Origin of the sequence: Streptomyces sp. R35 (assembly GCF_041053035.1) — a bacterium.
GTDB classification, from domain to species: domain Bacteria; phylum Actinomycetota; class Actinomycetes; order Streptomycetales; family Streptomycetaceae; genus Streptomyces; species Streptomyces lutosisoli.
Window position 1 is genome coordinate 722671 of the sequence record NZ_CP163440.1, and the last position, 22724, is coordinate 745394.

Consider the following 22724-nt stretch of genomic DNA (forward strand, 5'->3'; position numbering starts at 1 on the left):
CGCAACTCCCCTACCACCCCAAGATCGGGCAGAAGTTACCAACCGGTATGTAGTGACTTAACACGCAAGCAACAGTAGAACGTGTTCCCACTCAAAGAGAGTGAGGAGCGTCACATGAGTGACACTACCCAGCAAAACAAGGACTCCAGGGGTGTCTCCCGTCGAAGATTCATTGCTGGAACAAGTTCTATTCTTGGAGCCATGACCCTTGCGGGTCACACCGCGGCGGCTGCGGAACAGGTCGTCACGGCGGCCGGACCGATCGCCTCCGGGGCCCACGTTCCCGTCCTCGTGATCGGCACCGGATACGGCGGCTCCGTCGCCGCCCTGCGCCTCGCCCAGGCCGGTGTCGACGTTCAGATGATCGAGATGGGGATGGCCTGGGACACCCCCGGCTCGGACGGCAAGATCTTCGCCAACACGACGAGTCCGGACTACCGGTCGTACTGGCTGCGCACCAGGACCAAGCAGCCCCTCAGCAACTTCCTCGGCTTCCCGATCGACAAGGACGTCCCCCTCTACACCGGGATCCTGGACGCCGAGGACATGGGCGGCATCCTCGTGTACCAGGGCCGCGGCGTCGGCGGCGGCTCGCTGGTCAACGGCGGTATGGCGGTCACGCCCAAGCGCGAGAACTTCGGCGCCATCCTCCCGTCGGTCGACGCCGACGAGATGTACGGCACGTACTACCCGCGCGCAAACGCCGGACTCGGGGTCGGCACCGTCGATCCGACGTGGTTCGAGAGCGCCGACTGCTACCAGTACGCGCGAGTCGGCCGCAAACAGGCCCAGCGTTCCGGCTTCCCCTTCGTCTTCGTGCCCGACGTGTACGACTGGGACTACATGGAGCAGGAGGCCGCCGGAACCGTACCCAAGTCGGCGCTGGCGGGCGAGATCCTCTACGGCAACAACTACGGCAAGAAGTCCCTGCAGAAGACCTACCTCGCCCAGGCGGCGGCCACCGGCAAGGTCACCATCTCGCCGCTGCACAAGGTCACTTCGGTCTCCCCGGCGGCCGCCGGCGGCTACACGGTCGTCATCGACCAGCTCAACACCACCGGCGGCACCACGGCCACCAAGACGGTCACCGCGGACCGGGTGTTCTTCGCGGCCGGCAGCGTCGGCACCAGCAAGCTGCTGGTCAAGCTGAAGGCCACCGGGGCGCTACCCAGCCTCAACTCCGAGATCGGCCAGGGCTGGGGCGACAACGGCAACGTCATGTGCGGCCGCGCCAACCACCTGTGGGACCCCACCGGCGCACTCCAGGCGAGCATTCCCTGCGGCGGCATCGACAACTGGACCGCCGGGGGCGCGTTCGCCGAGGTCGCTCCGCTGCCCACCGGGATCGAGACCTACGCGTCGTTCTATCTGTCCATCACCAAGAACCCGAACCGCGCCCAGTTCTCCTGGAACGCCGCCACCAACAGCGTCGACCTGAACTGGCAGACCGCCTGGAAGCAGCCGGCCATCGACATGGCCAAGTCGATCTTCGACAAGATCAACGCGAAGGAGGGGACGATCTACCGGACCGACCTCTTCGGCACCTACAAGATCTGGGGCGACCATCTCACGTACCACCCGCTCGGCGGCGCGGTACTCAACAAGGCCACCGACAACTACGGCCGTCTGCAGGGCTATTCGGGCCTGTACGTGATCGACGGCTCGCTCATCCCCGGCAACACCAGCGTCAACCCGTTCGTCACCATCACGGCGCTCGCCGAACGGAACATCGAGACGATCATCGCCACCGACCTCTAGCGCGTCCGGGCCGACCGGGCGGCCCGGACCCGCTCAGTGGGTGGGCAGCACGCACACGGTGTCCAGGCCCAGCACATGGTTGAGCCGGCCGAACGCCAGCCAGGATCCGATGCTCATGCTCAGCTCCACGATCTCGCGCTGGCTGTAGAGCGCGGTCATCCGAGTCCAGAACTCGTCGTCGAGACCGTGGTGATCCAGGGCGTACCGCTCGGCGTACTCCGCGGCCAGCCGGGTGCGGTCGTCGAAGGCGTCGGTGGTACGCCACTGGGTCACCGCGTCCGCGAACTCCTCCTCGACCTTCCGCCCCTCGCGCTCCGTGCGCCAGTCGAGGCAGAACTGGCACCCGTTGATCTGCGCGACGCGCAGCCGCGCGGCCTCGAACTCGCGCAGGCCCAGGGTCGAGTGCTCGTACACCGACAGCGAGAAGTTCGCGGCGGCCATGCCGATACCGGGAACCATCTCGCCCCACACGTACCCGATCGGCTCCTGGTCCTCGGGAATGTCGATGCGCATGGTCATGGGTCACTTCCTTCCGAGTCTGCCGACTGCGGGTCGCAGCGGGACGTCGAGCGCGTCATAGAGTCCGGGTTCCGCGTCGACGAGCCAGTCGATGGCGCTCACCAGCCGGCCGACCGCGGTGGCGTTCCCGCCCGCGGAGCGGTTCTCGCCCTCGTCGGTGGCCTCGACGGTGACCTGGATGCGCGGACGGCCCTCGATGATCACGCGGTGGGCCCCGTCGCCGTCGGGCGGCGTCGGCCAGTCCGGTGCGCAGGACGGGTGGATACGGGTGATGTGCTCGATGACGATCCGGGGTTCGCCCCCGACGATCCCCCGCACCTCGAACCGCACGGCGCCCTGGGTACCCGCCGCGAACTCGCCCATCGTCCGGGTGCGCACCGTGGCCTCGAGCGGGCGCCGGTCCATGGTCTCGCGGATGTCGTCGAGTTCGACGCCGAGGGCCCGGGCCATCAGCCGTATCTGCCCGCCCCACACCATGGTGGGGACAGACGGCGCGAGCATCAGCGGCTCGTAGCCCATCGGCTGCCCCATGCCGACCAGATACCGTACGGACTCCTCCTGTTCGTACGTGGAGTAGTCGAAGATCTCCTGGCAGCGGATGGCGTCCACCTCGGTGCCAAGACCGCTGATCAGCAGGGGCAGTACGTCATTGCCCCAGCCGGGGTCGACGCCGGAGACGAAGAGTGAGCCGCCGCCGTCCTCGATGGCGGCGAGCACCGGATCGCGGAACTCCGGCGGGGCGTTGCGCTGATCGTAGAGGGGGTAGAGCGCGGGGGTGACGACCACCGCACCGGCCCGGATCGCCCTGCCGATATCGGCGAGCGCCTCGTCGGGCCGGATGTCGCCGGACGCCGCGTACACCACGGCCCTGGGACCAAGGGCCAGTACCGCGTCGATGTCGTCGGTCGCGGCGACCCCCAACTCCTGGTCGAGCCCGGCGAGGTCGCCCGCGTCGCGGCCGACCTTGCCGGGGTTGTGGACGAGCACGGCCGCGAGTTTCAGCGCCGGGTGGGCCTCTACGGCGCGGATGGCCGCGCGGCCGACATTGCCGGTACCCCAGACCACCGTGGAAATCATGCGGCGGAGGGTAGCGAGAGGACCTCAAGGTTCCTATAGCCGTGACCGGTGAAGATGCCGGAGCCGGGCGCCGGCCGTCCCGGCGGTTCACCGGCGTCGGTGGTCCGGGGAGGGGCCCGCGCGGTCCTAAGCTCGGCGTATGGCCAAGTACTTCGACGTGCACCCGGAAAACCCGCAGCGACGCATCATCGGCCAGGTGGCCGAGATCGTCCGTGGCGGCGGTCTGATCGCATACCCGACGGACTCCTGCTTCGCGCTCGGGTGCGCGCTGGGCAACCGTGACGGGCTCGACCGCATCCGCTCGATCCGCCAGCTCGACGAGCGGCACCACTTCACCCTGATGTGCCAGGACTTCGCGCAGCTGGGCCACTTCGTACGCGTCGACAACGCGGTGTTCCGCGCCGTCAAGGCGGCGACTCCCGGCAGCTACACCTTCATCCTCCCGGCGACGAAGGAGGCGCCGCGCAGGCTGCTGCATCCGAAGAAGAAGACGGTCGGGGTCAGGATTCCCGACCACGTCGTGACCCAGGCGCTCCTCGCCGAGCTCGGCGAGCCGCTGCTGTCGAGCACCCTGCTGCTGCCCCACGAGGACAAACCCCTCACCCAGGGCTGGGAGATCAAGGAAGAGCTCGATCACGTGGTGGACGCGGTCATCGACTCCGGTGACTGCGGCACCGAGCCGACGACCGTCATCGACTTCTCCGGCCCGGAGCCGGAAATCGTCCGCCTCGGGGCGGGCGACCCCTCACGGTTCGAGTAGCCGGCCCATGGACTTCGAACCGTACCGCGGTGAACTGGTCACGTACTGCTATCGGATGCTGGGGTCGTTCCACGAGGCCGAGGACCTGGTGCAGGAGACGTTGCTGCGCGCGTGGAAGGCCCGCGACCGGTACGACAGTACGCGCGCGTCGCTGCGGACGTGGCTGTACCGCATCGCCACCAACGTGTGCCTGACCGCGTTGGAGGGGCGCGCGCGGCGTCCGTTGCCGTCCGGGCTGGGCGCCCCGAGCGACGATCCCGGGGCTCCGCTCACACCGGCGTACGACATCCCTTGGCTGCAGCCGTTTCCGGACACGCGGTTCGGCACGGAGGCACGGGCCGACCTGCGGCTCGCGTGGGTCGCGGCGGTGCAGGTCCTGCCGCCGCGGCAGCGGGCCGTGCTCGTGCTCCGCGAGGTGCTGGAGTTCACCGCCGCCGAGGTGGCCACGCAGCTGGGAACCACGGTCCCGGCCGTCAACAGCGCGCTGCAGCGGGCCCGCGCCACCCTCGTGGAGGTGGGTGACGCGGGTGAGGTCACGGAGCCGGACGATCCCGAGGTACGCGCGGTGGTCCAGCGGTACCTGCGGGCCTTCGAGGCGGCCGACGTCCCCGCGCTCGTACGGCTCCTCACCGACGACGCCATCCTGGAAATGCCGCCGGTCCCACTGTGGTACCGGGGCCGTCACGACTACGGCCTGTTCATGCACCGCGTGTTCGACCTGCGCGGGACGGGCTGGCAGATGCGGCGCCTGGCTGCCAACGGCCAGCCCGCGCTCGCCGCGTACGCGCCGGAACCGGGCGGCGGTCATCGGCTGCACACGCTCCAGGTCCTCACGATCACCGGCGGCCGGGTCGCACACAACGTCGTGTTCGCCGATCCACACGTGTTCCGGGTCTTCGACCTGCCCCCGGGGATTCCCTCCGACAAGTCGCGCCCGGTGCGATGAGTTCGGCCGATGCCGCCGGTATGTACAGGTGAGCATCGACCGAAGGGACATTCGCCGTGAGCGTCATCGTCATTCAGTTCATCACCCTGGACGGAATCGTGTCCGACCCGGACGGGTCCGGGGGCACAGCGACCGGAGGCTGGGCGTTCCGGCACGGGCCCGAGACGGCGGCCGGGGACAAGTTCCGGCTCGGGAGCACGCTGGACAACGGGGTCATGCTGCTGGGCCGGACGACCTGGCAGCTGTTCTCCCGGATCTGGCCGGGACGCGACGACGCGTTCTCGGCGCGGATGAACGCCGCGCCGAAACTGGTCGCCACCCGCACGCTGACCAGCACATCGGCATGGGCGAACTCCCGGATCCTCGACGACGACCTCGTCGACGCCGTCAAGCACGAAGAACGCGATGTGATCGTCGCCGGCAGCCTGAGCGTCGTACGCACGCTGATGGCCGCGGACCTGATCGACGAGTTCCGGCTCCTGACCTTCCCCACGGTCCTCGGCGCCGGCGACCGGCTCTTCCCGGCCGGCGGTCCGCCCGCATACCTGGAGTGTCTGTCGGCCGAGCTGGTGGGCGCCGCCGTACTCGCGCGATACGTGCGGCCGGCACGCTGACAGTTCGCGTGGCCCGGGGCGTCCTCGCGGATGCCCCGGGCCACGGCCGGTTCGGAAGGGATCAGGTGGTGCCGGTCAGCTGGTCGTGACGGCGGTGTCGTCGACGACGAAGCTGGTCTGGAGCGAGGAGTCCTCGACACCGCTGAACTTCAGCGCGACGGTGGTACCGGCGTAGGAGGACAGGTCGAAGGTCTTCTGGGTGTACCCGGTGGCCTTGTTGAGGTTGGAGTACGTCGCCAGAGTCGTCGACCCCGCGGTGACCGTCAGCTTGTCGTACTGGGTGCTGGTCGTGGTCTCCGCACTGTCGATGTGCAGGTAGAAGGTGAAGCTGGCCTTGCAGCCGGACGGGATGGTCACCGACTGGGAGAGCGTGTCGGTATGCGTCGAGCCGTAGCCGTCCAGCCAGGCCTTGTACGAACCGGCGTGGGCGGCCTCACTGCTGGAGCTGGTGATGACACCGCTCGTGGCGGTCCAGGTGGTGTTGCCCGACTCGAAGCCGGGGTTGCCCAGCAGTTGGGCCGAGGTGCAGGTGCCGCCGCCACCGGAGGAGCTGACCGTCCAGGTGAAGGCCGCAGTGCCGGTCGCGCCGGTGCTGTCGGTGACGGTGACGGTCGTGCTGTAGGTGCCGGCCGTCGTCGGGGTGCCGGAGATGGCGCCGGTGGAGCTGCTGATCGACAGGCCGGTCGGCAGTCCGGTCGCGGCGTACGTCAGCGAGCCGCTGTTGGTGCTGCTGGCCGAGATCTGCAGGCTGACGGCGGTGCCGACGGTGGAGGACTGGCTGCCCGGGTTGGTGACGGTCACGCCGCTCGACGGCGGGGTGACATGGGCGCCGACGTTGATGCCCGCGAAGGCGTTCGCCACTCCCGCGTACTGGGTCGAGCTGGCGCCGTACAGGGCGGTGGCGGCATTGAGGGCCGCGGTGCGGGCGCCCGCGTAGTTGGTGCTGGACGTCATGTACGTCGTCAGCGCCTTGTACCAGATCTGCAGCGCGGCGGCCCGGCCGATGCCGGCGACGGCGACGCCGTCGGAGGTCGGCGAGTTGTAGGTGACACCGTTGATGGTCTTGGTGCCGCTGCCCTCGGAGAGCAGATAGAACATGTGGTTCGCCGGGCCCGAGGAGTAGTGGACGTCCAGGTTGCCGACGCCGGAGTACCAGCTGTCCGCGGAGCCGCCGTCCTTGTCGGGCTCGTCCATGTAACGCAGCGGCGTACCGTCGCCGTTGATGTCGATCTTCTCGCCGATGAGGTAGTCGCCGACGTCGCTGCTGTTGTTGGCGTAGAACTCGACGCCGGTGCCGAAGATGTCGGAGGTGGCCTCGTTGAGGCCGCCGGACTCACCGGAGTACTCCAGACCCGCGGTGTTGGAGGTGACGCCGTGGCTCATCTCGTGGCCGGCGACGTCGAGCGAGGTGAGGGCGTGGGTGCTGCCCGAGCCGTCGCCGTAGGTCATGCAGAAGCAGTCGTCGTCCCAGAACGCGTTGACGTACGCGGTGCTGTAGTGGACGCGGGAGTAGGCGGCGACACCGTCGTTCTTGATGCCGCTCCGGCCGAAGGTGTTCTTGTAGAAGTCCCAGGTCGTCTGGGCGCCGAAGTGGGCGTCGACGCCGGCTGTCTGGGTGTTGGAGCCGGAGCCGGTACCCCAGGTGTCGTCCGAGTCGGTCATCAAGGTGCCGGTGCCGGACGTGCCGTTGCTGAGGCTGTACGTCTTGTGGCCGCCGCGCGTGGTGTCGTACAGCTGGTACGTCGAGCCGGACAGCGTGGTGTTGATGCTGACGGTGCCGCTGTACTGGCTGTTGCCCGTACCGGTCTCGACGCCCTGGAACTGGGAGAGCTTCGCCCCGGTCGCGGCGTCGGTGATGACGTGCAGCTTGCTCGGGGTGCCGTCGTCCTGGAGGCCGGTGACCACGGTTTCCCAGGCCAGGACAGGGGTGCCGGTGCCGGCCCAGATCACCTTGCGCGCCTTCTCGGCGGCGGGCTTGACCGCGTCGAGCGCCTTGGCGGCCTTGAGGGCCTTGCCCTGGGCGGTGACCGCGGCAAGCTTCGGGGTGGTGGAGGCGACCTTGATGGTGTGCTTGTTGTTGAAGGTCGTGCCGAGGGTTCCGGTGCCGGAAGCCGGGGTGTGGACGACGAGGTCACCGCCGAGAACCGGAAGGCCGGCGTAGGTGCGCTCGTAGCGGGTGTGGAGGGTGCCGTCGGCGTCCTTGACGACGTCCTTGACGACCAGCTTCTCCTTGGCCCCGAGACCGAGGGAGCCGGCGGTCGTAGCCGTCTTCGCCGTCGCGGTCTTGATGAGCGCGGCGCGCTGTGCAGGGGAAAGCTTGGCCTGAAGTGCGCCTGCCTTGAGGGGACTTGCGTGGGGGGCGGGCTTGGCGGCCGCCGGGACCGCCTGTATGCCGACGGCCAGGAATGCGGCGGTGGCCACGAGGGCTCCGGCCGCGGTCGCCTGACGGGGGATACGTCTCACTCGTACTCCTTCTGCGACGGCCACATGTGGGGCGGCCGGTGACAGACCGGGCAGACGGGTGTGCTGTCCGGACGAGCTGAGCAGGGGCGTGCGGGAACGAGACCGTGGACAGGCCTTGTGCGACCTGCGCGACAGGTGGGGGAAGGATTGCATCCTTGACCGATACATGACACCTACTTGGGGGTAATCAAGGGTTATCCCTACTCCGCCTTGGAGCCCCCCGCCCCTGCACCCCCTGGACGCGATGGCCGAGAATCGGCGCATGGACGTGACCGAACTGCTCGAAGCGGCTTCCCTGTTGGTGCCCGAGGAGACCGCCACCGAGGACGACCTCACGGTGCGCGACGTCTGGGACCACCTCGTCGCCGACGAGTGGGAGATCGCCCTCGGCCTGCTGGAGCAGCTCGGCGACGCCGGTCCCCCGCCGCTGAGCTTCTGGGAGACGCTCGCCGCAGCCGCCGAGCAGCTGCGGATGGAGCGGAGCGCGGCCTGGTGCCACTGGCGCTGCCACGAGATCCGTCAGGGCGTGATCCGAGCGGACCTCACGCTCCGCCCGGCCGGGGAGAGCCGACGGACGACGCCCATCGGCGGGGCGGGTGTGCTGCGGCCGATGTGGGACATCGGCCACCGAACCCCCGCGGGTGAACTGTCCGTCAACATCGCGGCGCTCTGGGTCGAGCAGAAGCCCTTCCTCGAACCCGGCGGGCGGGCACTGGTGCGGCTCGTTCCCCTTGTCCCCTCCGGGTGGCGGCATGTTGAACCCGGCCGGCGGATCGACTTGTACGAGGACCGGTCCGTGGGCGGCACGGCGGTGGTCCTGGAGGTACGTCCTCCCGTGTGAGCGAGGCGGTCGCGGAGGTACGTCCGCCCGCCGCGACGACGGCCGGTCTCACGGCCAACCCGCACCCGGGACCTCGACCTCCGTGGCCAGCACCTGGCCGGAGCCGGGCGTGACCATCTCGGACTCCGTCATCCCCCGCCACTCGGCGGCCACGATGAACAAGGTGGTGCCGTCGGGGCCGCCCAGCGCGCAGGCGAAGCCGCCACGGTCCAGGTCGATCCGGTCCAGGACCTCGCCGCCCTCGGCGACGCGGACGCAGCACCGGCCCGGCACGTCGGCGTACCAGACGGCGTTCCTCGCGTCGACGCAGATGCCGTCCGGGGTGCCCTCGCCGAGGTCGGCCCAGACACGCCGGTCGGACAGCCCGCCGTCCGCGCCGATATCGAAGGCCACCAGGCTGTGCCGGTAGGAGTCCGCGACGATCAGCGTGGAGTTGTCGGGCGTCACCGCCATCCCGTTGGGGAACGCGATGTCGTCGGCCACTTGGCGCACCGAGCCGTCCGGCGTGACCAGTGAGACCGAGCCTGGCCTGAACTCCTCCCCCGCCATCGGGTTGAAGTCGCCGCGGTTGACATAGGTGTTGCCTCGGCCGTCGATCACGATGTCGTTCCAGCCCGGCCTGCCCAGGTCCGCATACGGGGCCAGGGAGCCGTCGGCTTCCCGGCGCAGCAGCTGCCCGTCCGGCGACGAGACGATCACCATCCGCCCGTCGGGGAGCCAGGCGGTACACAGCGGCAGCGACGCCACGCGCGCGATCACCTCGCTGTGACCGGCCGCCGGATCGACGGCGATGACCTCACCGGCGGTCCAGTCGGAGAAGTACAACCGATCACCGTGCCAGCGCGGCGACTCGACCAGTCCCCGTCCGCCGAGCAGCGTCCGTACCTCGTTCATCCTCACCACAGCCTTCGTCCCGCACCGGCACCGCACCGGCGGCTCACTGTCTCAACGAACGGCCACACGCTGAATCGACAGGTTGCGGCGCCGTTTCGTCGAGGCCTGGGGTTTGCCGGCGTCTGAGATGGTCCGGGATGTTCAGCAGGCGGCGGTGACGGCGTCGGCGCGCAGGGGTGCGGCGGTCTTCGCGGTGATCTCGTCGAGGGTGACGCCGGGTGCGGTCTCCACCAGGGCGAGGCCGTCGGGCGTGACGTCGAGGACGCCGAGGTCGGTGATGACGCGGTGGACACAGCGTTCGCCGGTGAGCGGAAGGGTGCAGTCCCGGACGATCTTCGGTGAGCCGTCCTTGGCGGTGTGCTCCATCAGCACGATGACGCGGCGGGCGCCGTGGACGAGATCCATGGCGCCGCCCATGCCCTTGACCATCTTGCCCGGGATCATCCAGTTGGCCAGGTCGCCGCGGGCGGAGACCTGCATGGCGCCGAGGACGGCGGTGTCGATGTGGCCGCCTCGGATCATGCCGAAGGAGGACGCGGAGTCGAAGAAGGACGCGCCTGGCAGGACGGTGACGGTCTCCTTGCCCGCGTTGATCAGGTCGGGATCGACCTCGTCCTCGTACGGGTACGGGCCCGTGCCCAGGATGCCGTTCTCGGAGTGCAGCACGATGTGGACGCCGGGTGGCAGGTGCCCGGGGATGAGGGTGGGCAGGCCGATGCCGAGGTTGACATAGGAGCCGTCTGTGAGTTCGGCGGCGGCGCGGGCGGCCATCTGGTCGCGGGTCCAGCTCATGCTCGTACGGTCCCTCGTGTCGAAGGCGCGGAAGTCAGGAGGTGTTCGATGTGCTTGTCGGCGGCCTGGGCGGGGGTGAGTCGCACGACGCGCTGGACGAAGACGCCCGGCAGGTGGATCTCGTCGGGCCTCAACTCGCCGGGTTCCACGAGCTCTTCGACCTCCGCGACGGTGATGCGGCCGGCCATCGCGGCCAGCGGATTGAAGTTGGCGGCAGCCCGACGGAAGACGAGGTTGCCGTGGCGGTCGCCGCGCCAGGCCCGTACGAATGCGAAGTCGGTGGTGAGGCCGTGCTCCAGGACGTGCGGGCGTCCGTGGAAGTCGCGGGTCTCCTTGGGCGGCGAGGCAACGGCGACCGAGCCGTCGGCGGCATACCGCCAGGGCAGTCCGCCGTTGGCCACCTGCGTCCCCACGCCTGCCGGGGTGTAGAAGGCGGGGATGCCCGCGCCGCCCGCGCGCAGGCGTTCGGCGAGGGTGCCCTGCGGGACCAGCTCGACCTCCAGTTCGCCGGACAGGTACTGGCGGGCGAACTCCTTGTTCTCGCCGACGTAGGAGCCCGTCACGCGGGTGATGCGGCCGACGGCCAGCAGGATGCCCAGACCGCGGCCGTCGACGCCGCAGTTGTTCGAGACGACCTCCAGGTCCGTGGCGCCCTGCTCGTGGAGGGCCCGGATGAGGACTTCGGGTACGCCGCTGAGGCCGAAGCCGCCGACGGCCAGCGACGCGCCGTCGGGGATGTCGGCGACCGCCTCCGCGGCGCCGGAACTGACCTTGTCCATAAGGGAATTGCCTTTCAGTCGACGGCGCCGGGGAGTACGGAGGACCAGCCGCCGTCGACGACGAGATTGGCGCCGGTGATGTAGGAGGCCTCGTCGGAGGCGAGGAAGACGGCCGCGTTGACCACCTCGTCGGGGACACCTACGCGGCCGAGCGGGATGTGGCGGGCGATGGTGCGCATGGGGTGGTCGTCCGCGAGCAGGTCGCCGCGGGTGGCCTCGGTGTCGATCATTCCGGGGCTGATGCAGTTGGCCCGGATGCCGTATGGGGCGCCCTCGGCGGCGAGTTGGCGGGTCAGCGCGATCACTGCGCCCTTGGAGGCGGAGTGTGCGGTGCGGCGGTTGGTGAGGGAGCCGGTGAGGCCTGCCGTGGAGCCGACGGTGAGGATGCAACCGCGGCTGCGGACCAGGTGCGGCCAGGCCGCGTGCGCGGCCAGCCACGCCGAGTCCAGCTCGGCACGCATCGTGAAGGTGAAGTCTTCGTACGGCTGGGTGTCGACGGCTCCGAATCGGACGGCGCCGGCATTGGCGTAGAGGATGTCGATGCCGCCGTAGGCGTCCACGGCCTCCTCGACCCACGCCCGGACGGAGTCCTCTCGGGTGACGTCCAGTGGGCCGGGGGTGAGGGCCGTGCCGCCTGCCTCCGCGATGAGCCGCTGGGTTTCCAGAGCGGCCTCGTGCAGCAGGTCGCCGCCGACGACGAGCGCTCCCTCGGCCGCGAAGCGCAGCGCCGCCGCCCGGCCTTGGCCACGGGCCGTTCCCGAGATCAGGGCCACCTTGCCGTCGAGCCGCCTCATGATGTCTCCGCGTGCAAGGCGTCCGAGATGGACTTGACGCCGCCGTGCGCGGTGAGGCCCCCGTCGACCGGGATCTCGGCGCCGGTGATGAAGGAGGCGTCGTCGGACAGCAGGAACACCACCAGCGGGGCGACCTCCTCCACGGTGCCGGTGCGGCCGAGCAGGGTCTCGCGGAGGTTCGCCGCACGGAAGGCGGGGTGCGCGGAGGCGGTCATCTCCGTCTCGATGAAGCCGGGGTGGATGGTGTTCACGCGGATGCCACGTGGCCCGAGCTCCGTGGCAGCGGCCTTCGACAGGCCGCGCAGGGCCCACTTGCTGGACGTGTACGCGACCGGGTAGTGGCCGGTGAGGGCGGCGGACGAGCCGACGTTGACGATGGACGAGCCGGGCGGCATCAGCGGGGCGAGGTGCTGGATGCCCAGCAGCGGGCCGGTGACGTTGACGGCGTGGACGCGGGCGAAGTCGTCGGGCCGTACGTCGTCGAGGCGGGCGCGCCACGTGATGCCCGCATTGTTGACCAGGCCGTGGACCTGGCCGTACCACTCCCGCAGTTCCGCGGCCAGTTCGGCCCATTCCTGTTCGCTGGTGACGTCGAGGTGGCGGCAGTCGCCCTCCGGGTTGGCGTCGGTGGCGATGACCCTTGCGCCCTCACGGGTCAGCGCCTCGGCCTCGGCGGCGCCCTGGCCTCGGGCCGCGCCCGTGACGACCACGACCTTGCCCAGTAGCCGCTTGGGTTGCAGGTCGTTCACGGCCGTTCCCGGGTGCGGCGACGGGCGGTCGGCAGCGGCACCGGATCGGCGCCCGCGACCACCGTGTTGGTGACGGATCCGATGCCCTCGACCGTCAGTTTCACGGTGTCGCCGGGCTTCAGTGGCGGCGGGGCCGACTCGCCTCGGACGCCCCACAGCTCCGCCAGGCAGCCGCCATTGCCGCAGGTGCCCGAGCCCAGCACGTCGCCAGGGCGCACGACGGTGCCCCGCGAGGCGTAGGCGACCATCTCTTCGAAGGTCCAGCTCATGTTGGACAGGAGATCCTTGCCGACGACATCGCCGTTCACCTCTGCGGTGAGCGCCAGGCGCAGGAAACCGTCCGGGTCGCGGTAGGGCTCCAGTTCGTCGGCGGTGACGAGGTACGGGCCGAGGGTGGCGGCGGTGTCCTTGCCCTTGCAGGGGCCGAGGCGGACCTGCATCTCGCGGGACTGGAGATCTCGCGCGGACCAGTCGTTGAGGATCGTGTAGCCGATGATGTGGTCCCGGGCCTGCTCGGGCGTGAGGTCGCGGCCCTCCCGGCCGATGACGGCGGCGACCTCCAGCTCGAAGTCCAGAGCCTGCGAACCTGGCGGCACAGGGATGTCGTCGTACGGGCCGATGACCGCGTACGGGTTGGTGAAATAGAAGGTCGGGGCGTCGTACCAGGCTTCGGGTACCCCGCCGGCGCCGTCGACGGATCGCCGTACGCCTTCGACGTGTTCCTCGAAGGTCACGAAGTCCCGGATGGTCGGCGGCTCCAGCGGCGGCAGCAGGCGTACGTCCGCGAGCGGGAGGGCCGGGCCCACGGGACCGATCCCGGGGGCGTCGAGTGGTGACGTGCCGTCCGGCAGGGCCCGTACGACAGTCCCCTCCACGACGCCGCAGTGGCGACGGCCCTCGTACAGGTAAGTGGCGATACGCATGGCGGCGCCCCTTACACCGGCGGGGCGACGAACACGCCGCGGTCCACGTCGTTGAACGACTCCTTGGCGACCAGCTCGTTCATCGCGTTCGCGGTGCCCCACTGGTCGGTGACCTCCGGCTGGGAGAAGTCGTAGACGTGCGGGTGCCAGGTGTCCTCGTCGAGGACCTCAAGCTCCGTCGTGTATTCGACCGTGTTGCCCTGCGGGTCCAGGAAGTACGTGAACGTGTTGTCGCCCGCCATGTGCCGTCCCGGCCCCCAGAGCTTGCGGAAGCCGGCCCGGATCACGCGGCCCGAGCCGCGCATGTACTCGTCGAGGCCGCGCATCTCGAAGGAGACGTGGTGCAGGGCGGTGTGCGGACCCTGGGCTATGGCCATGGAGTGGTGCTGGTTGCTGATCCGCATGAAGTGCATCGCCTCGCCCATCCTCGGATGCATGAGGGTGTCGGAGAGGCGGAAGCCGAGGTGCCGCTCGTACCACTGGCGAGTGCGGTTCAGATCCGGGGAGTTGAGGACGACGTGCGACAGCTTGACCGGGATGGCCTCCTTCTCCTCGATCTTGCGGTGCTGCCGTACCTCGACGTCGGCCGAGACCTCGATGGTGCGGCCGTCGACGTCGAAGAAGCGGAAGCCGTAACCGCCGCCCGGGGTGTCCACCTTCCCGGGCTGTGAGATCAACTGCACTCCCCCGGCAAGCAGTTGCTCGGCAAGGGTGTCGGCGTCCTCGGCGCTCGCGGCGCCGTAGGACACCAGGTCCAGCCGCTTCTCGTCGGCCTTCCGCAGCCGTACGACGTACTGCTCGGGCGAGCCCTCGGCGGCCAGGAAGGAGATCCCGGAGTCCTCGGCGACCTTGGTCAGGCCCCAGACTCCGGAGTAGAAGTCGAGCTGCTTGTCGTAGTCGGGCACCGCCAGGTCGACGTGCCTCAGATGGGTGAGCAGGCGCATGGTGTCAGCCTTTCCGGAGGAGGGCGGCCGCGTTGCCGCCGCGAACGGCGTGGAAGTCGGCGTCGGGCAGCCGGGCGGCGCGCAAGGCGGCGACCGGGTCCTCGGTGCCCATGTCGAAGGGGAAGTCGGAGCCGAGCAGGACGCGGTCGGCGCCCGCCACGCGGATCAACTCCCCCAGCACGTACGGATCGTGGACGAGGGAATCGAAGTACAGGCGCTTGAGGTAGCTGCTGGGCAGGTGGGCGCAGCCGGCGCCCGCGTCGGAGCGGGTGGACCACGCGTGGTCGGAGCGTCCGATGTGGGTGGGCAGATAGCCGCCGCCGTGTGCCGCTATCAGCTTCAGTTCCGGATGGCGGTCCAGGACGCCTGAGAAGATCAGATGGGACAGCGCGACGGCGTTCTCGGTGGGCTGGCCGACCGTGTTGGACAGGTACCACCGGTCCAGCCGCTCGTCGAGTGTGCATCCGAAGGGGTGCAGGAAGAGGATCGCGCCCGTCTTCTCGGCCCGGGCCCAGAACGGCTCGTACTCCGGATCGGACAGCTCTCGTCCTGGTGCATGACTGGAGATCTCGATGCCCAACAGGCCCTGGTCGAGGGCGTGTTCGAGGGCGCGCACGGCCTGGGCCGGGTGCTGGAGGGGGACGAGCCCGAGTCCCTTCAGCCGGGCGGGTGCCTGGGCGCAGTGCGCGGCAGTGGCCTCATTGGCGAGCCGGTAGATCTTCTCGGCCGTGTCCTCGTCGGCCCAGTAGTGGTAGTGCGACGGGGACGGGCTGACCAGCTGGACGTCGACGCCCTGCTGGTCCATGGAGGCCAGACGTACGGCGACGTCGGTGAGCCGCGGGATGCGCTCGCGCACCATGGGGCCGCTGACGGCCAGGGAGGCCGGACCGTTGCGTCGGGCGTCCTGCGCCCTGGCCTCGGCGTGGCCTGGCGTGTCGGCCACCAGGGCCTCGACCTCGGGGAGCAGGACGTGCGCGTGCACGTCCACGGTGGGTGCTGTCACGGCAGTTCCTTGAGCATCGTCATCGTGCGGCCGATCAGGCCGGGGACGTCGGCGTCACGCACACCGTCCAGCTGCCACTGTCCGAGCTGGACGGACGCCTCGACGACGGCCCGTACCCGTGGGATGCGGCGCTCGTAGTACGCCTGGAAAAGGTCGTCGTCCCAGGCCCGGCCGCTGGTGAGCAGCTCGGCGAGGACGGAGGCGTCCTCCAGGGACATGGCCGCACCCTGGGCAAGGGTGGGCGGGCAGCAGTGGGCGGCGTCGCCGATGAGCACGACCCGGCCCCGGTGCCAGGAGCCCTCGACCAGCAGCCGGTCGAACCAGGTGTAGTTGACCTTCGCGGGGTCGGTGATGTGCGGGGTGATCTCGTTCCAGTAACCGCCGTATCCCTGCGTGAGCCGCCGCATCTCGTCCGCATACGAGGCCGGGTCGATGGAGGCGCGGTCACGGCACCTCTCGACGACGTAGGCGTAGATGGTGTTCTCGCTGGTGGGGCAGTAACCGGCGATATAGGCCGGGCCGCCGTAGGCGAGGTCCGTGCGCACCATGCCGGCGGGCCGCGGGGCGGGCGTGCGCCAGATGGCCATGCCGGTGGGCTCGGGTTTGACGGTGACGCCGATCGCGGCGCGGGTGGCCGAGTTGAGGCCGTCGGCGGCGATCACCAGGTCGTAGCGGCCGGTCGTGCCGTCGCTGAAGCGCACCGAAACGCCGTCGTCGTCCTGGTCCAGGGACTCGGCGGTGGCGCCCAGGCGGACCGTGGCGCCGGTGGCGCGGACGGCGTCGATGAGGATCCGCTGGAGCTGGGGCCGTTGCATGCCAAGGGTGGCGGGCAGGTCGTCGCCGCCGGTCTGGATGTCCTCGGCCTGGTGGAGCAGGGTGCCGTCGGGTGCGATGACACCGAGCGAGCCGAAGGCGAATCCGGAGGCGCTCACCTGGTCCCAGACCCCGAGTTCGCGCAGGACGCGCAAGGCGTTGCCCTGGAGGGTGATGCCGGAGCCGGTGGTGGCGTTCCAGTCCGGCCGGGCCTCGATCAGGTCGACGGCGAGGCCGGCGCGGCGCAGCAGGACGGTGAGGGCGTTGCCGGAGGCGCCGCCGCCGACCACGAGGACCGTGCGGGGTTCGGTCATGGGAAGCTTCCTTGTTCCGCGGGTCACTTGACGGCGACCGGGTTGACGGGGGAGCCGACGGCTCCGGTGATGGGCAGGGGTGCGGCGGTGAGCCAGAACTCGTATACGCCGTCGTGTGCGCAGTCGTCCGCGAGCGCGTCGAGGTCCCACATCTCGCCGATGAGCAGACCCATGTTGGGGATGGCGACCTGGTGCAGCGGCTGGAAGGCGCTGTCGAACTCGTTGGGCCGTACCTCGAAACCCCAGGTGTCGGTGGCGATCGCCGCTATCTCGCTTGCGTGCAGCCAGCCCGCCGTGGCGAAGGACAGGCCGGGCGAGTCGCCACCCGCGTAGTCGCCCCAGCCCTCACGCCGGGCGCGGGCCAGCCGCCCGGTTCGTACGGCGACGATGTCCCCGCGGCCGACCGCCACGCCGTGCGCCTCGGCGGTCGCGGTCAGGTGCTCCTCCGTGATCGCGAACCCGTCCGGCAGTTCCCCGAGTACGTCGCCGACCACACGGCCGACGTCGAGGAGGACTCCGCGTCCGGCGACGTACGGAGCCATGTGCTCGATGCCGGTGACCAGGTCGCCGTCCGAGGTGACGACCTTCTCGGCCGCCCGCCCGTTCCACGCCTTGCCGTGGTCGAAGATGTGCCCCAGGCCGTCCCACTGGGTGGAGCACTGCAGCGGCATCGCGATCACGTCGTCGGCGCCGCCGATGCCGTGCGGGAAGCCCTGGTTGCCGAGGGCCGCGTCCGTGCCGGTGTCGAGCATGGTGTGGACGGGGTTGGTGCGGCGCCGCCAGCCTTTCTGCGGGCCGTCCATGTCGAACCTCTGAGACAGCGAGAAACTCACGCCCCGCCGGACGAGTGCGGCTCCCTCGCGGCGCTTGGCCGCGTCGAGGAAGTTGAGGGTGCCGAGGACGTCCTCGTCCCCCCAGCGGCCCCAGTTGGAGAAGGACTTGGCGGCTTCGGCGATCGCGCCCTCGGGGTCGGAGCGGTTCACACGCCCTCCTCGACACAGCGAGTGCGCTGCACGCCCAGCCCGGTGATGGAGCCCTCCATCACGTCGCCCTCGCGCAGCAGCCGCCCCCAGTGCATTCCGTTGCCGGCCGGGCTGCCGGTCAACACCAGGTCCCCGGGGAGGAGTTGTGCGGTCCGGGAGATGTACGACACGAGCCGCGCGACACCGAAGAGCATGTCCTTGGTGGACTCGTCCTGCATGGTCTCGCCGTTCAGCTTGAGGGTGACCCGCAGGTCGCCGGGGTCCGCGATCGACTCGGCCGGGACGAGCCACGGGCCGAGCGGGGTGAAGCCGGGGGCGTTCTTGCTGCGCAGCCAGTCGGTGCCGATGGCCTTCATGTCCCGGCGGAAGACGGTGGCCCGGTCGGTCAGATCGTTGGCGATCGTGTAACCGGCGACGTACTCCAGGGCCTCCTCGACGGACACCCGATACGCGGGCCTGGCGATGACGGCCGCCAACTCCAGCTCCCAGTCCGGCTGTTCGGCCCAGGCGGGCAGGACGACGTCGTCGTACGGGCCGGTGATGGCGCTCGGCAGACCGATGAACACGTACGGCAGGTCCTCGGCCGCACGCCGGTCCATGACCGCGGCAATCTCCGCCCGTGCCTCCTCGACCGTGCGCGGGTCGTCGGGGGCGCGGTGGGCGACCTCCAGGTCGATGACGTGCTGCCGGTAGTTGGCACCGGACTGGAAGACCTGGCGGGGCTCCAGCGGGGCGTGCACCCGCAGGCCCTCCAGCGGCCGCCAGTCGAGGGCGTCGTCGTCCGCCAGGGCGTGCAGGACGGGGAGGGTCTCCTCCCACCGCTCCACCACGGCGCGCACGCCGGACGGCGCCCAGGCCAGAGCTCTGCTCAGGTCGAGCACCTGGTCCTTCGCCACGAGGCCGGGAAACGGATCCCCGTCCTGAGCGGAGAACGTGCCGAGCGCGAACGGGCCGGCAGGTTGCGCAAGCGTTGCCATCAGATTTCCTCCTGCTGGGTTGCGGTCTACTCTGAACCCGATCGAGAGATCACGGAAATCAATCCTGTGGATGGGGCAAATCCATGACATGGATAGCCTTCGGCGGACTTGGCGGTGCCCGGTGAACCTGTCCCGACTCGACCTGAACCTGGTCCTCGCCCTGCGCGCGCTGCTGGAGGAGCGCAACGTCACCCGGGCCGGCGAGCGCGTCGGGCTGAGCCAGCCCGCGATGAGCGCGGCGCTGGCCCGGCTGCGGCGCCATTTCGACGACGAATTGCTCGCCCGCACCGGCAACGCCTACGAGCTGACCCCGCTCGGCGTCGCGTTGCGCGACCGCAGCGCCACCGCGTGCGATCTGCTGGAGCGGGTCTTCGCCAGCCAGGCGGACTTCGATCCCGCCGCCGAGACACGCGAGTTCACCCTGCTCGCCTCCGACTACGGAGCCGCCGTGTTCGGCGCCGCGCTCGCCCGCGACCTGCACCAGGAGGCCCCCGGAATCCGGCTCACCTTCCAGCACCCGGCACCCTCTGTCGTGGAGAACACGGCCACCGTGCTGAGCACCGTCGACGGACTGTTGATGCCGCACGGCGTCATCGACGGCTTCCCCGCGGTCGACCTCCACCAGGACCGGTGGCTGTGCATGATCGCCGACGACAACCCCGAGGTCGGCGACGACCTCACCCTCGACCAGCTGGCTCGCCTGCCCTGGGCCGTCTACCAGCGCCCCTACGACGCCCCGGCCGCCCGCCAGCTCAGCATGATCGGCATCAGCCCGCGGGTGGAGGTCTCCGTGCAGACCTTCCAGCTGCTGCCCCACATGGTCGAGGGCACCCGCCGGGTCGCGATGATCCAGGAGCGCCTGGCGCGCAGAGCGGTCCGCTCCGCCGCGGTGCGCGTCCTGCCCTGCCCCTTCGAGGCGGTACCGGTGCGGGAGGCGATGTGGTGGCACCCGGTGCACGCCCAGGACGCGGCCCACATCTGGCTCCGCCGGAAGGCTGAGGAGGTGGGGGCGACGCTCATGGACAACGGCACCTGAGCGTCCCGTAAGGGGCGCGGGGCTGTACTGATGTGCGGCTCCGCGCCCCTGGGGTTGGCTGCCCTGCCGTATCCCTGTGGTCTCAGGCCAGCTGCTCCGGCAGCGGTCGGGCATCGACCGTGCCCGCCCGGCGCCGGGACGCCCACAACCCGGCCGCGACGACCGCGGCGGCCAGCCCCAGCACGCCCACCGCACCGGCCAGACTGCCGACCGCCGACTCTCCGGCGAGCAGCACGAGCGGGCAGACGAACTCGCCGCCGAAGAAGGCCGCCATCCACAGTCCGGTGCCACGGCCACGGTCCTCGAACCCCAGCCTGGACATGGCACTGGTGAGGAGGGCGGGCAGCAACAGGCCCGTACCCACGCAGTTGATCACCGCCCCGACGACCAGCAGCGGGGCGTTTCCCGCGAGGAACATCACTGCGAAACCGACCGCGCAGAGCGCGAGAACGGCGGGCAGCATCGGGTCCGGGGAGCGCTTGAGCCGGGCGAAGGTGACCGCTCCGCCCACAGTGGCGGCACTGGCGGCCGCGGTGGCCAGGCCGATCACACCGGAGTTCTCCACCCCGAGGTCGTCGAGCAGGTACGACATCTCCACCGGGACGGTGTAGAAGACCATCGCCCCGAAGAAGGTGAGGGCACAGATACCCGCCAACTGCCGCCAGGGGAACGGGCGTCGCGCCTCCACCTCGGCCGGGACCTCGTCTGCGGCCGCGCGGGCCGCCGGGCCGGGCAGGGCGGAGACCATCAGCGGGGCGAGCGCCAGGCTCACGGCGTACACCCAGAAAGGAACACGCCAGCCCGCCGATCCGGCGGCACCGCCGAGCACGAAGAAGACGGTGGCCGACGCGGACGCGCACATGGTCTGAAGGGCGAGGTACTTCACGCGCCGGTGGCCGGAGTAGTAGTCGCCGATCAGCGTGGTGCAGCAGGTCATGATGGCGGCCTCGGTGACACCGACCAGGGCGCGGCTGGCGATGATCGCGCCCAGCGACTCCAGCCAGAGTGGAGCGGTGCCGAACACGGCGTACAGCAGGGTCGCCACGATCAGCAGGCGCTTGCGGCCCAGCCGGTCCACGATCACCCCGGCGAACGGAGCCAGCAGCGCCAGCGCCAGCGCCGGAACGGTCAATGCGAGGGGCACCAAAGCCTTGGCCCCCGGGACCGACTCGAAGTGGTCCTGCATCTTCGGCAGCACCGGGGCGATCAGCACCGCGCCCAGGATCGGCAGACAACTCCCCGCCATCAGCAGGGTCACCCGCAGCAGATGGGCCGGGCCCGACACGGCCACGGGTGACGGAGCGGTGTCGGCGACCGCGGCGGGAGGCAGCGACGGAACGGAACCGGGCATGGCGACTCCAGGGGACGGCGTACGGGAGCGGGCATGCCTCACTGGCGCCGACGGCGCACGGGCATACCGGGGAAAGCCGCACGCCGGCGACGGATCCGACAGCGGCGTGCGGGTAGCGACGACTATGGGGTGCCGAGGCGCCCGTCGCCATCCCTTGCGCAATCCGAATCCCGGATCCGGGTCATCCACGCGGTGGATGGGGAGGGGCAACAGCCACAGAGCGCGAGCAGGGCCGTTCCGGCGCGGGACACGGAGGCGTCCCGGAACCCGGTCGAGCTCCCTGCTCGTCCAGCGGCCATGAGCTGAAGCGCGCCCGGGGCCTGCCGAGCCACCCTTTCGGCCGGACCCCGGGCGCCTGACGCGCAGGCCGCCCCGGCCTCCGGGGGAGAAGGGGCCGGTGTGCGGTGGCAGCCCACGCGGGGGCCTGGACAGGGGGCAGCCCTCCGCCCTCACGGCGGCTGCCCGCGCCCACCCGGCCCGGTCACTGGCGCACGGAAACGATGGGTGCGGCTCCCATGCGCACCCTGTGGCGCTGGAAAGATAATTGCACGTTCACGAGCAATTATTGAATGGCGGTGGTCACACCCCCGCACGCGGCCCTCACTCGGTTCACCCCCGAGCCGTCCCGCGCAGGACTCGGGACAGCCCGAGGGCCGCTGTCCGTACGGCGGGGGCGATCTGGGCGGGGCTGAAGCGTGAACGTGGTACGGCCACCGAGAGGGCGGCGACCGTGGTGCCGCCGGCGAACACGGGGGCCGCGATGCAGCTCACGCCGAGGGCGGCCTCCTGCTCCTCGTAGGCGAGGCCGGAGACCTGGATCTTCTCCAGGGCCATGCGCAGACGGGCGGGGTCGGTGATCGAGTACGGGGTGAGGCTCGGCAGCGGCCGGGACAGCACGTCGTCGGTCAGCTCGGGGCCGGAGAAGGCGAGCAGGGCTTTGCCGACTCCGGTGCAGGTGAGGGGCAGGCTGCCGCCGATGCGGGAGGGCAGTTGCAGCGCCTCGTGGCCGTGGATGCGTTCGAGGTAGACCACCTCCAGGCCCTCACGGACTCCCAGGTGGACGGTCTCGCGGGTGGCCTCGAACAGGTCCTGGAGGAAGGGCAGGGCCGTCTCCCGCAGATCGAGCCGGTGCGGCACCAGCGAGCCGAGCTCGAACAGCTTCGCGCCGAGGCGGTACTGGGGGCCCGAGCGCTCCAGCCAACCCAGCCGAACGAGGTCCGCCGCCAGCCGGTGCACCGTCGGCTTGGGCAGTCCGGTGCGCTCGGAAAGTTCCGACAGGCGGTACGATCCGCCGCTCGGACTGAAGGATTCAAGGATGTTCGCGGCTTTTTCCAGCATGCTGCCGCCAGCGATATTCCGTTTCACGGAACAAAGTTTGTTCCACCGAGGGAGTG

22 protein-coding genes are annotated in these 22724 nt (G+C 70.1%); 6 read left to right on the forward strand and 16 right to left on the reverse strand.

Annotated features, from left to right (window positions below; translation table 11 throughout):
* Nucleotides 1-114 precede the first annotated feature (114 nt).
* A complete protein-coding gene (locus AB5J50_RS03635; RefSeq protein WP_369254802.1) occupies nucleotides 115-1758 on the forward strand; it encodes a GMC oxidoreductase in 1644 nt (547 codons plus the stop codon).
* A 33-nt stretch (nucleotides 1759-1791) separates the two neighbouring features.
* Here AB5J50_RS03635 and AB5J50_RS03640 read toward each other — a convergent pair whose 3' ends face one another.
* Entirely contained in the window at nucleotides 1792-2271 is a 480-nt protein-coding gene (locus AB5J50_RS03640; RefSeq protein WP_369265295.1) for a carboxymuconolactone decarboxylase family protein, read from the reverse strand.
* 9 nt (nucleotides 2272-2280) lie between these two features.
* Complete coding sequence (locus AB5J50_RS03645) at nucleotides 2281-3354, reverse strand: dihydrodipicolinate reductase (protein WP_369254804.1); 1074 nt, start codon at nucleotides 3352-3354, stop codon at nucleotides 2281-2283.
* A gap of 139 nt (nucleotides 3355-3493) precedes the next feature.
* On the opposite strand from AB5J50_RS03645, the gene AB5J50_RS03650 reads away from it, so the two are divergent.
* From AB5J50_RS03650 to AB5J50_RS03660, 3 genes are read left to right on the forward strand one after another with little or no spacing between them, the layout of a single operon-like run.
* A complete protein-coding gene (locus tag AB5J50_RS03650) occupies nucleotides 3494-4114 on the forward strand; it encodes an L-threonylcarbamoyladenylate synthase (RefSeq protein WP_369254806.1) in 621 nt (206 codons plus the stop codon).
* A gap of 7 nt (nucleotides 4115-4121) precedes the next feature.
* Complete coding sequence (locus tag AB5J50_RS03655) at nucleotides 4122-5060, forward strand: sigma-70 family RNA polymerase sigma factor (RefSeq protein ID WP_369254808.1); 939 nt, start codon at nucleotides 4122-4124, stop codon at nucleotides 5058-5060.
* A gap of 56 nt (nucleotides 5061-5116) precedes the next feature.
* Nucleotides 5117-5674 (forward strand): dihydrofolate reductase family protein, encoded by a 558-nt coding sequence (locus tag AB5J50_RS03660; RefSeq protein WP_369254810.1) that lies wholly within the window; start codon nucleotides 5117-5119, stop codon nucleotides 5672-5674.
* Between the two features lie 75 nt (nucleotides 5675-5749).
* Here the strand turns inward: AB5J50_RS03660 and AB5J50_RS03665 are convergent, their stop codons facing one another.
* Nucleotides 5750-8137, reverse strand: a complete 2388-nt coding sequence (locus AB5J50_RS03665; protein ID WP_369254812.1) for a M4 family metallopeptidase — start codon at nucleotides 8135-8137, stop codon at nucleotides 5750-5752.
* Between the two features lie 262 nt (nucleotides 8138-8399).
* Here AB5J50_RS03665 and AB5J50_RS03670 point away from each other — a divergent pair, with 262 nt between their 5' ends.
* On the forward strand, nucleotides 8400-8978 hold the full coding sequence (locus AB5J50_RS03670) for a hypothetical protein (RefSeq protein ID WP_369254814.1): 579 nt from the start codon (nucleotides 8400-8402) through the stop codon (nucleotides 8976-8978).
* Between the two features lie 48 nt (nucleotides 8979-9026).
* On the opposite strand, the gene AB5J50_RS03675 is transcribed toward AB5J50_RS03670, so the two are convergent.
* From AB5J50_RS03675 to AB5J50_RS03725, 11 genes are all read right to left on the reverse strand, one after another.
* The gene (locus AB5J50_RS03675; protein ID WP_369254816.1) at nucleotides 9027-9872 is read right to left on the reverse strand and encodes an SMP-30/gluconolactonase/LRE family protein; all 846 of its coding nucleotides are present in this window, start codon (nucleotides 9870-9872) and stop codon (nucleotides 9027-9029) included.
* A gap of 141 nt (nucleotides 9873-10013) precedes the next feature.
* The gene (locus tag AB5J50_RS03680; RefSeq protein ID WP_369254818.1) at nucleotides 10014-10664 is read right to left on the reverse strand and encodes a CoA transferase subunit B; all 651 of its coding nucleotides are present in this window, start codon (nucleotides 10662-10664) and stop codon (nucleotides 10014-10016) included.
* Complete coding sequence (locus tag AB5J50_RS03685; protein ID WP_369254820.1) at nucleotides 10661-11443, reverse strand: CoA transferase subunit A; 783 nt, start codon at nucleotides 11441-11443, stop codon at nucleotides 10661-10663. Before AB5J50_RS03685 ends, AB5J50_RS03680 begins: the two co-directional genes overlap by 4 nt.
* Before the next feature lie 14 nt (nucleotides 11444-11457).
* Nucleotides 11458-12237, reverse strand: a complete 780-nt coding sequence (locus AB5J50_RS03690; protein ID WP_369254822.1) for an SDR family NAD(P)-dependent oxidoreductase — start codon at nucleotides 12235-12237, stop codon at nucleotides 11458-11460.
* A complete protein-coding gene (locus tag AB5J50_RS03695; protein WP_369254824.1) occupies nucleotides 12234-12986 on the reverse strand; it encodes an SDR family NAD(P)-dependent oxidoreductase in 753 nt (250 codons plus the stop codon). Before AB5J50_RS03695 ends, AB5J50_RS03690 begins: the two co-directional genes overlap by 4 nt.
* Complete coding sequence (locus AB5J50_RS03700; RefSeq protein WP_369254826.1) at nucleotides 12983-13909, reverse strand: fumarylacetoacetate hydrolase family protein; 927 nt, start codon at nucleotides 13907-13909, stop codon at nucleotides 12983-12985. The genes AB5J50_RS03695 and AB5J50_RS03700 overlap by 4 nt, the downstream gene beginning before the upstream one ends.
* Nucleotides 13910-13920: 11 nt before the next feature.
* Complete coding sequence (locus AB5J50_RS03705) at nucleotides 13921-14853, reverse strand: VOC family protein (protein WP_369254828.1); 933 nt, start codon at nucleotides 14851-14853, stop codon at nucleotides 13921-13923.
* Between the two features lie 4 nt (nucleotides 14854-14857).
* Nucleotides 14858-15856 carry an amidohydrolase family protein gene (locus AB5J50_RS03710; RefSeq protein ID WP_369254830.1) on the reverse strand — a complete coding sequence of 333 codons (999 nt, stop codon included), beginning with the start codon at nucleotides 15854-15856 and terminating at the stop codon, nucleotides 14858-14860.
* Nucleotides 15853-16983: an FAD-dependent oxidoreductase gene (locus tag AB5J50_RS03715; RefSeq protein WP_369254832.1), complete on the reverse strand. Its 1131-nt coding sequence runs from the start codon at nucleotides 16981-16983 to the stop codon at nucleotides 15853-15855. Before AB5J50_RS03715 ends, AB5J50_RS03710 begins: the two co-directional genes overlap by 4 nt.
* 23 nt (nucleotides 16984-17006) lie before the next feature.
* Nucleotides 17007-17966 carry a cyclase family protein gene (locus tag AB5J50_RS03720; RefSeq protein WP_369254834.1) on the reverse strand — a complete coding sequence of 320 codons (960 nt, stop codon included), beginning with the start codon at nucleotides 17964-17966 and terminating at the stop codon, nucleotides 17007-17009.
* Nucleotides 17963-18943 carry a fumarylacetoacetate hydrolase family protein gene (locus AB5J50_RS03725; protein ID WP_369254836.1) on the reverse strand — a complete coding sequence of 327 codons (981 nt, stop codon included), beginning with the start codon at nucleotides 18941-18943 and terminating at the stop codon, nucleotides 17963-17965. Before AB5J50_RS03725 ends, AB5J50_RS03720 begins: the two co-directional genes overlap by 4 nt.
* A gap of 121 nt (nucleotides 18944-19064) precedes the next feature.
* On the opposite strand from AB5J50_RS03725, the gene AB5J50_RS03730 reads away from it, so the two are divergent.
* Nucleotides 19065-19979, forward strand: a complete 915-nt coding sequence (locus AB5J50_RS03730; RefSeq protein ID WP_369254838.1) for a LysR family transcriptional regulator — start codon at nucleotides 19065-19067, stop codon at nucleotides 19977-19979.
* Nucleotides 19980-20061: 82 nt separating this feature from the next.
* Here AB5J50_RS03730 and AB5J50_RS03735 read toward each other — a convergent pair whose 3' ends face one another.
* Complete coding sequence (locus AB5J50_RS03735; RefSeq protein WP_369254840.1) at nucleotides 20062-21330, reverse strand: MFS transporter; 1269 nt, start codon at nucleotides 21328-21330, stop codon at nucleotides 20062-20064.
* A 609-nt stretch (nucleotides 21331-21939) separates the two neighbouring features.
* Nucleotides 21940-22668: an IclR family transcriptional regulator gene (locus AB5J50_RS03740; RefSeq protein WP_369265296.1), complete on the reverse strand. Its 729-nt coding sequence runs from the start codon at nucleotides 22666-22668 to the stop codon at nucleotides 21940-21942.
* Between the last annotated feature and the right edge of the window lie 56 nt (nucleotides 22669-22724).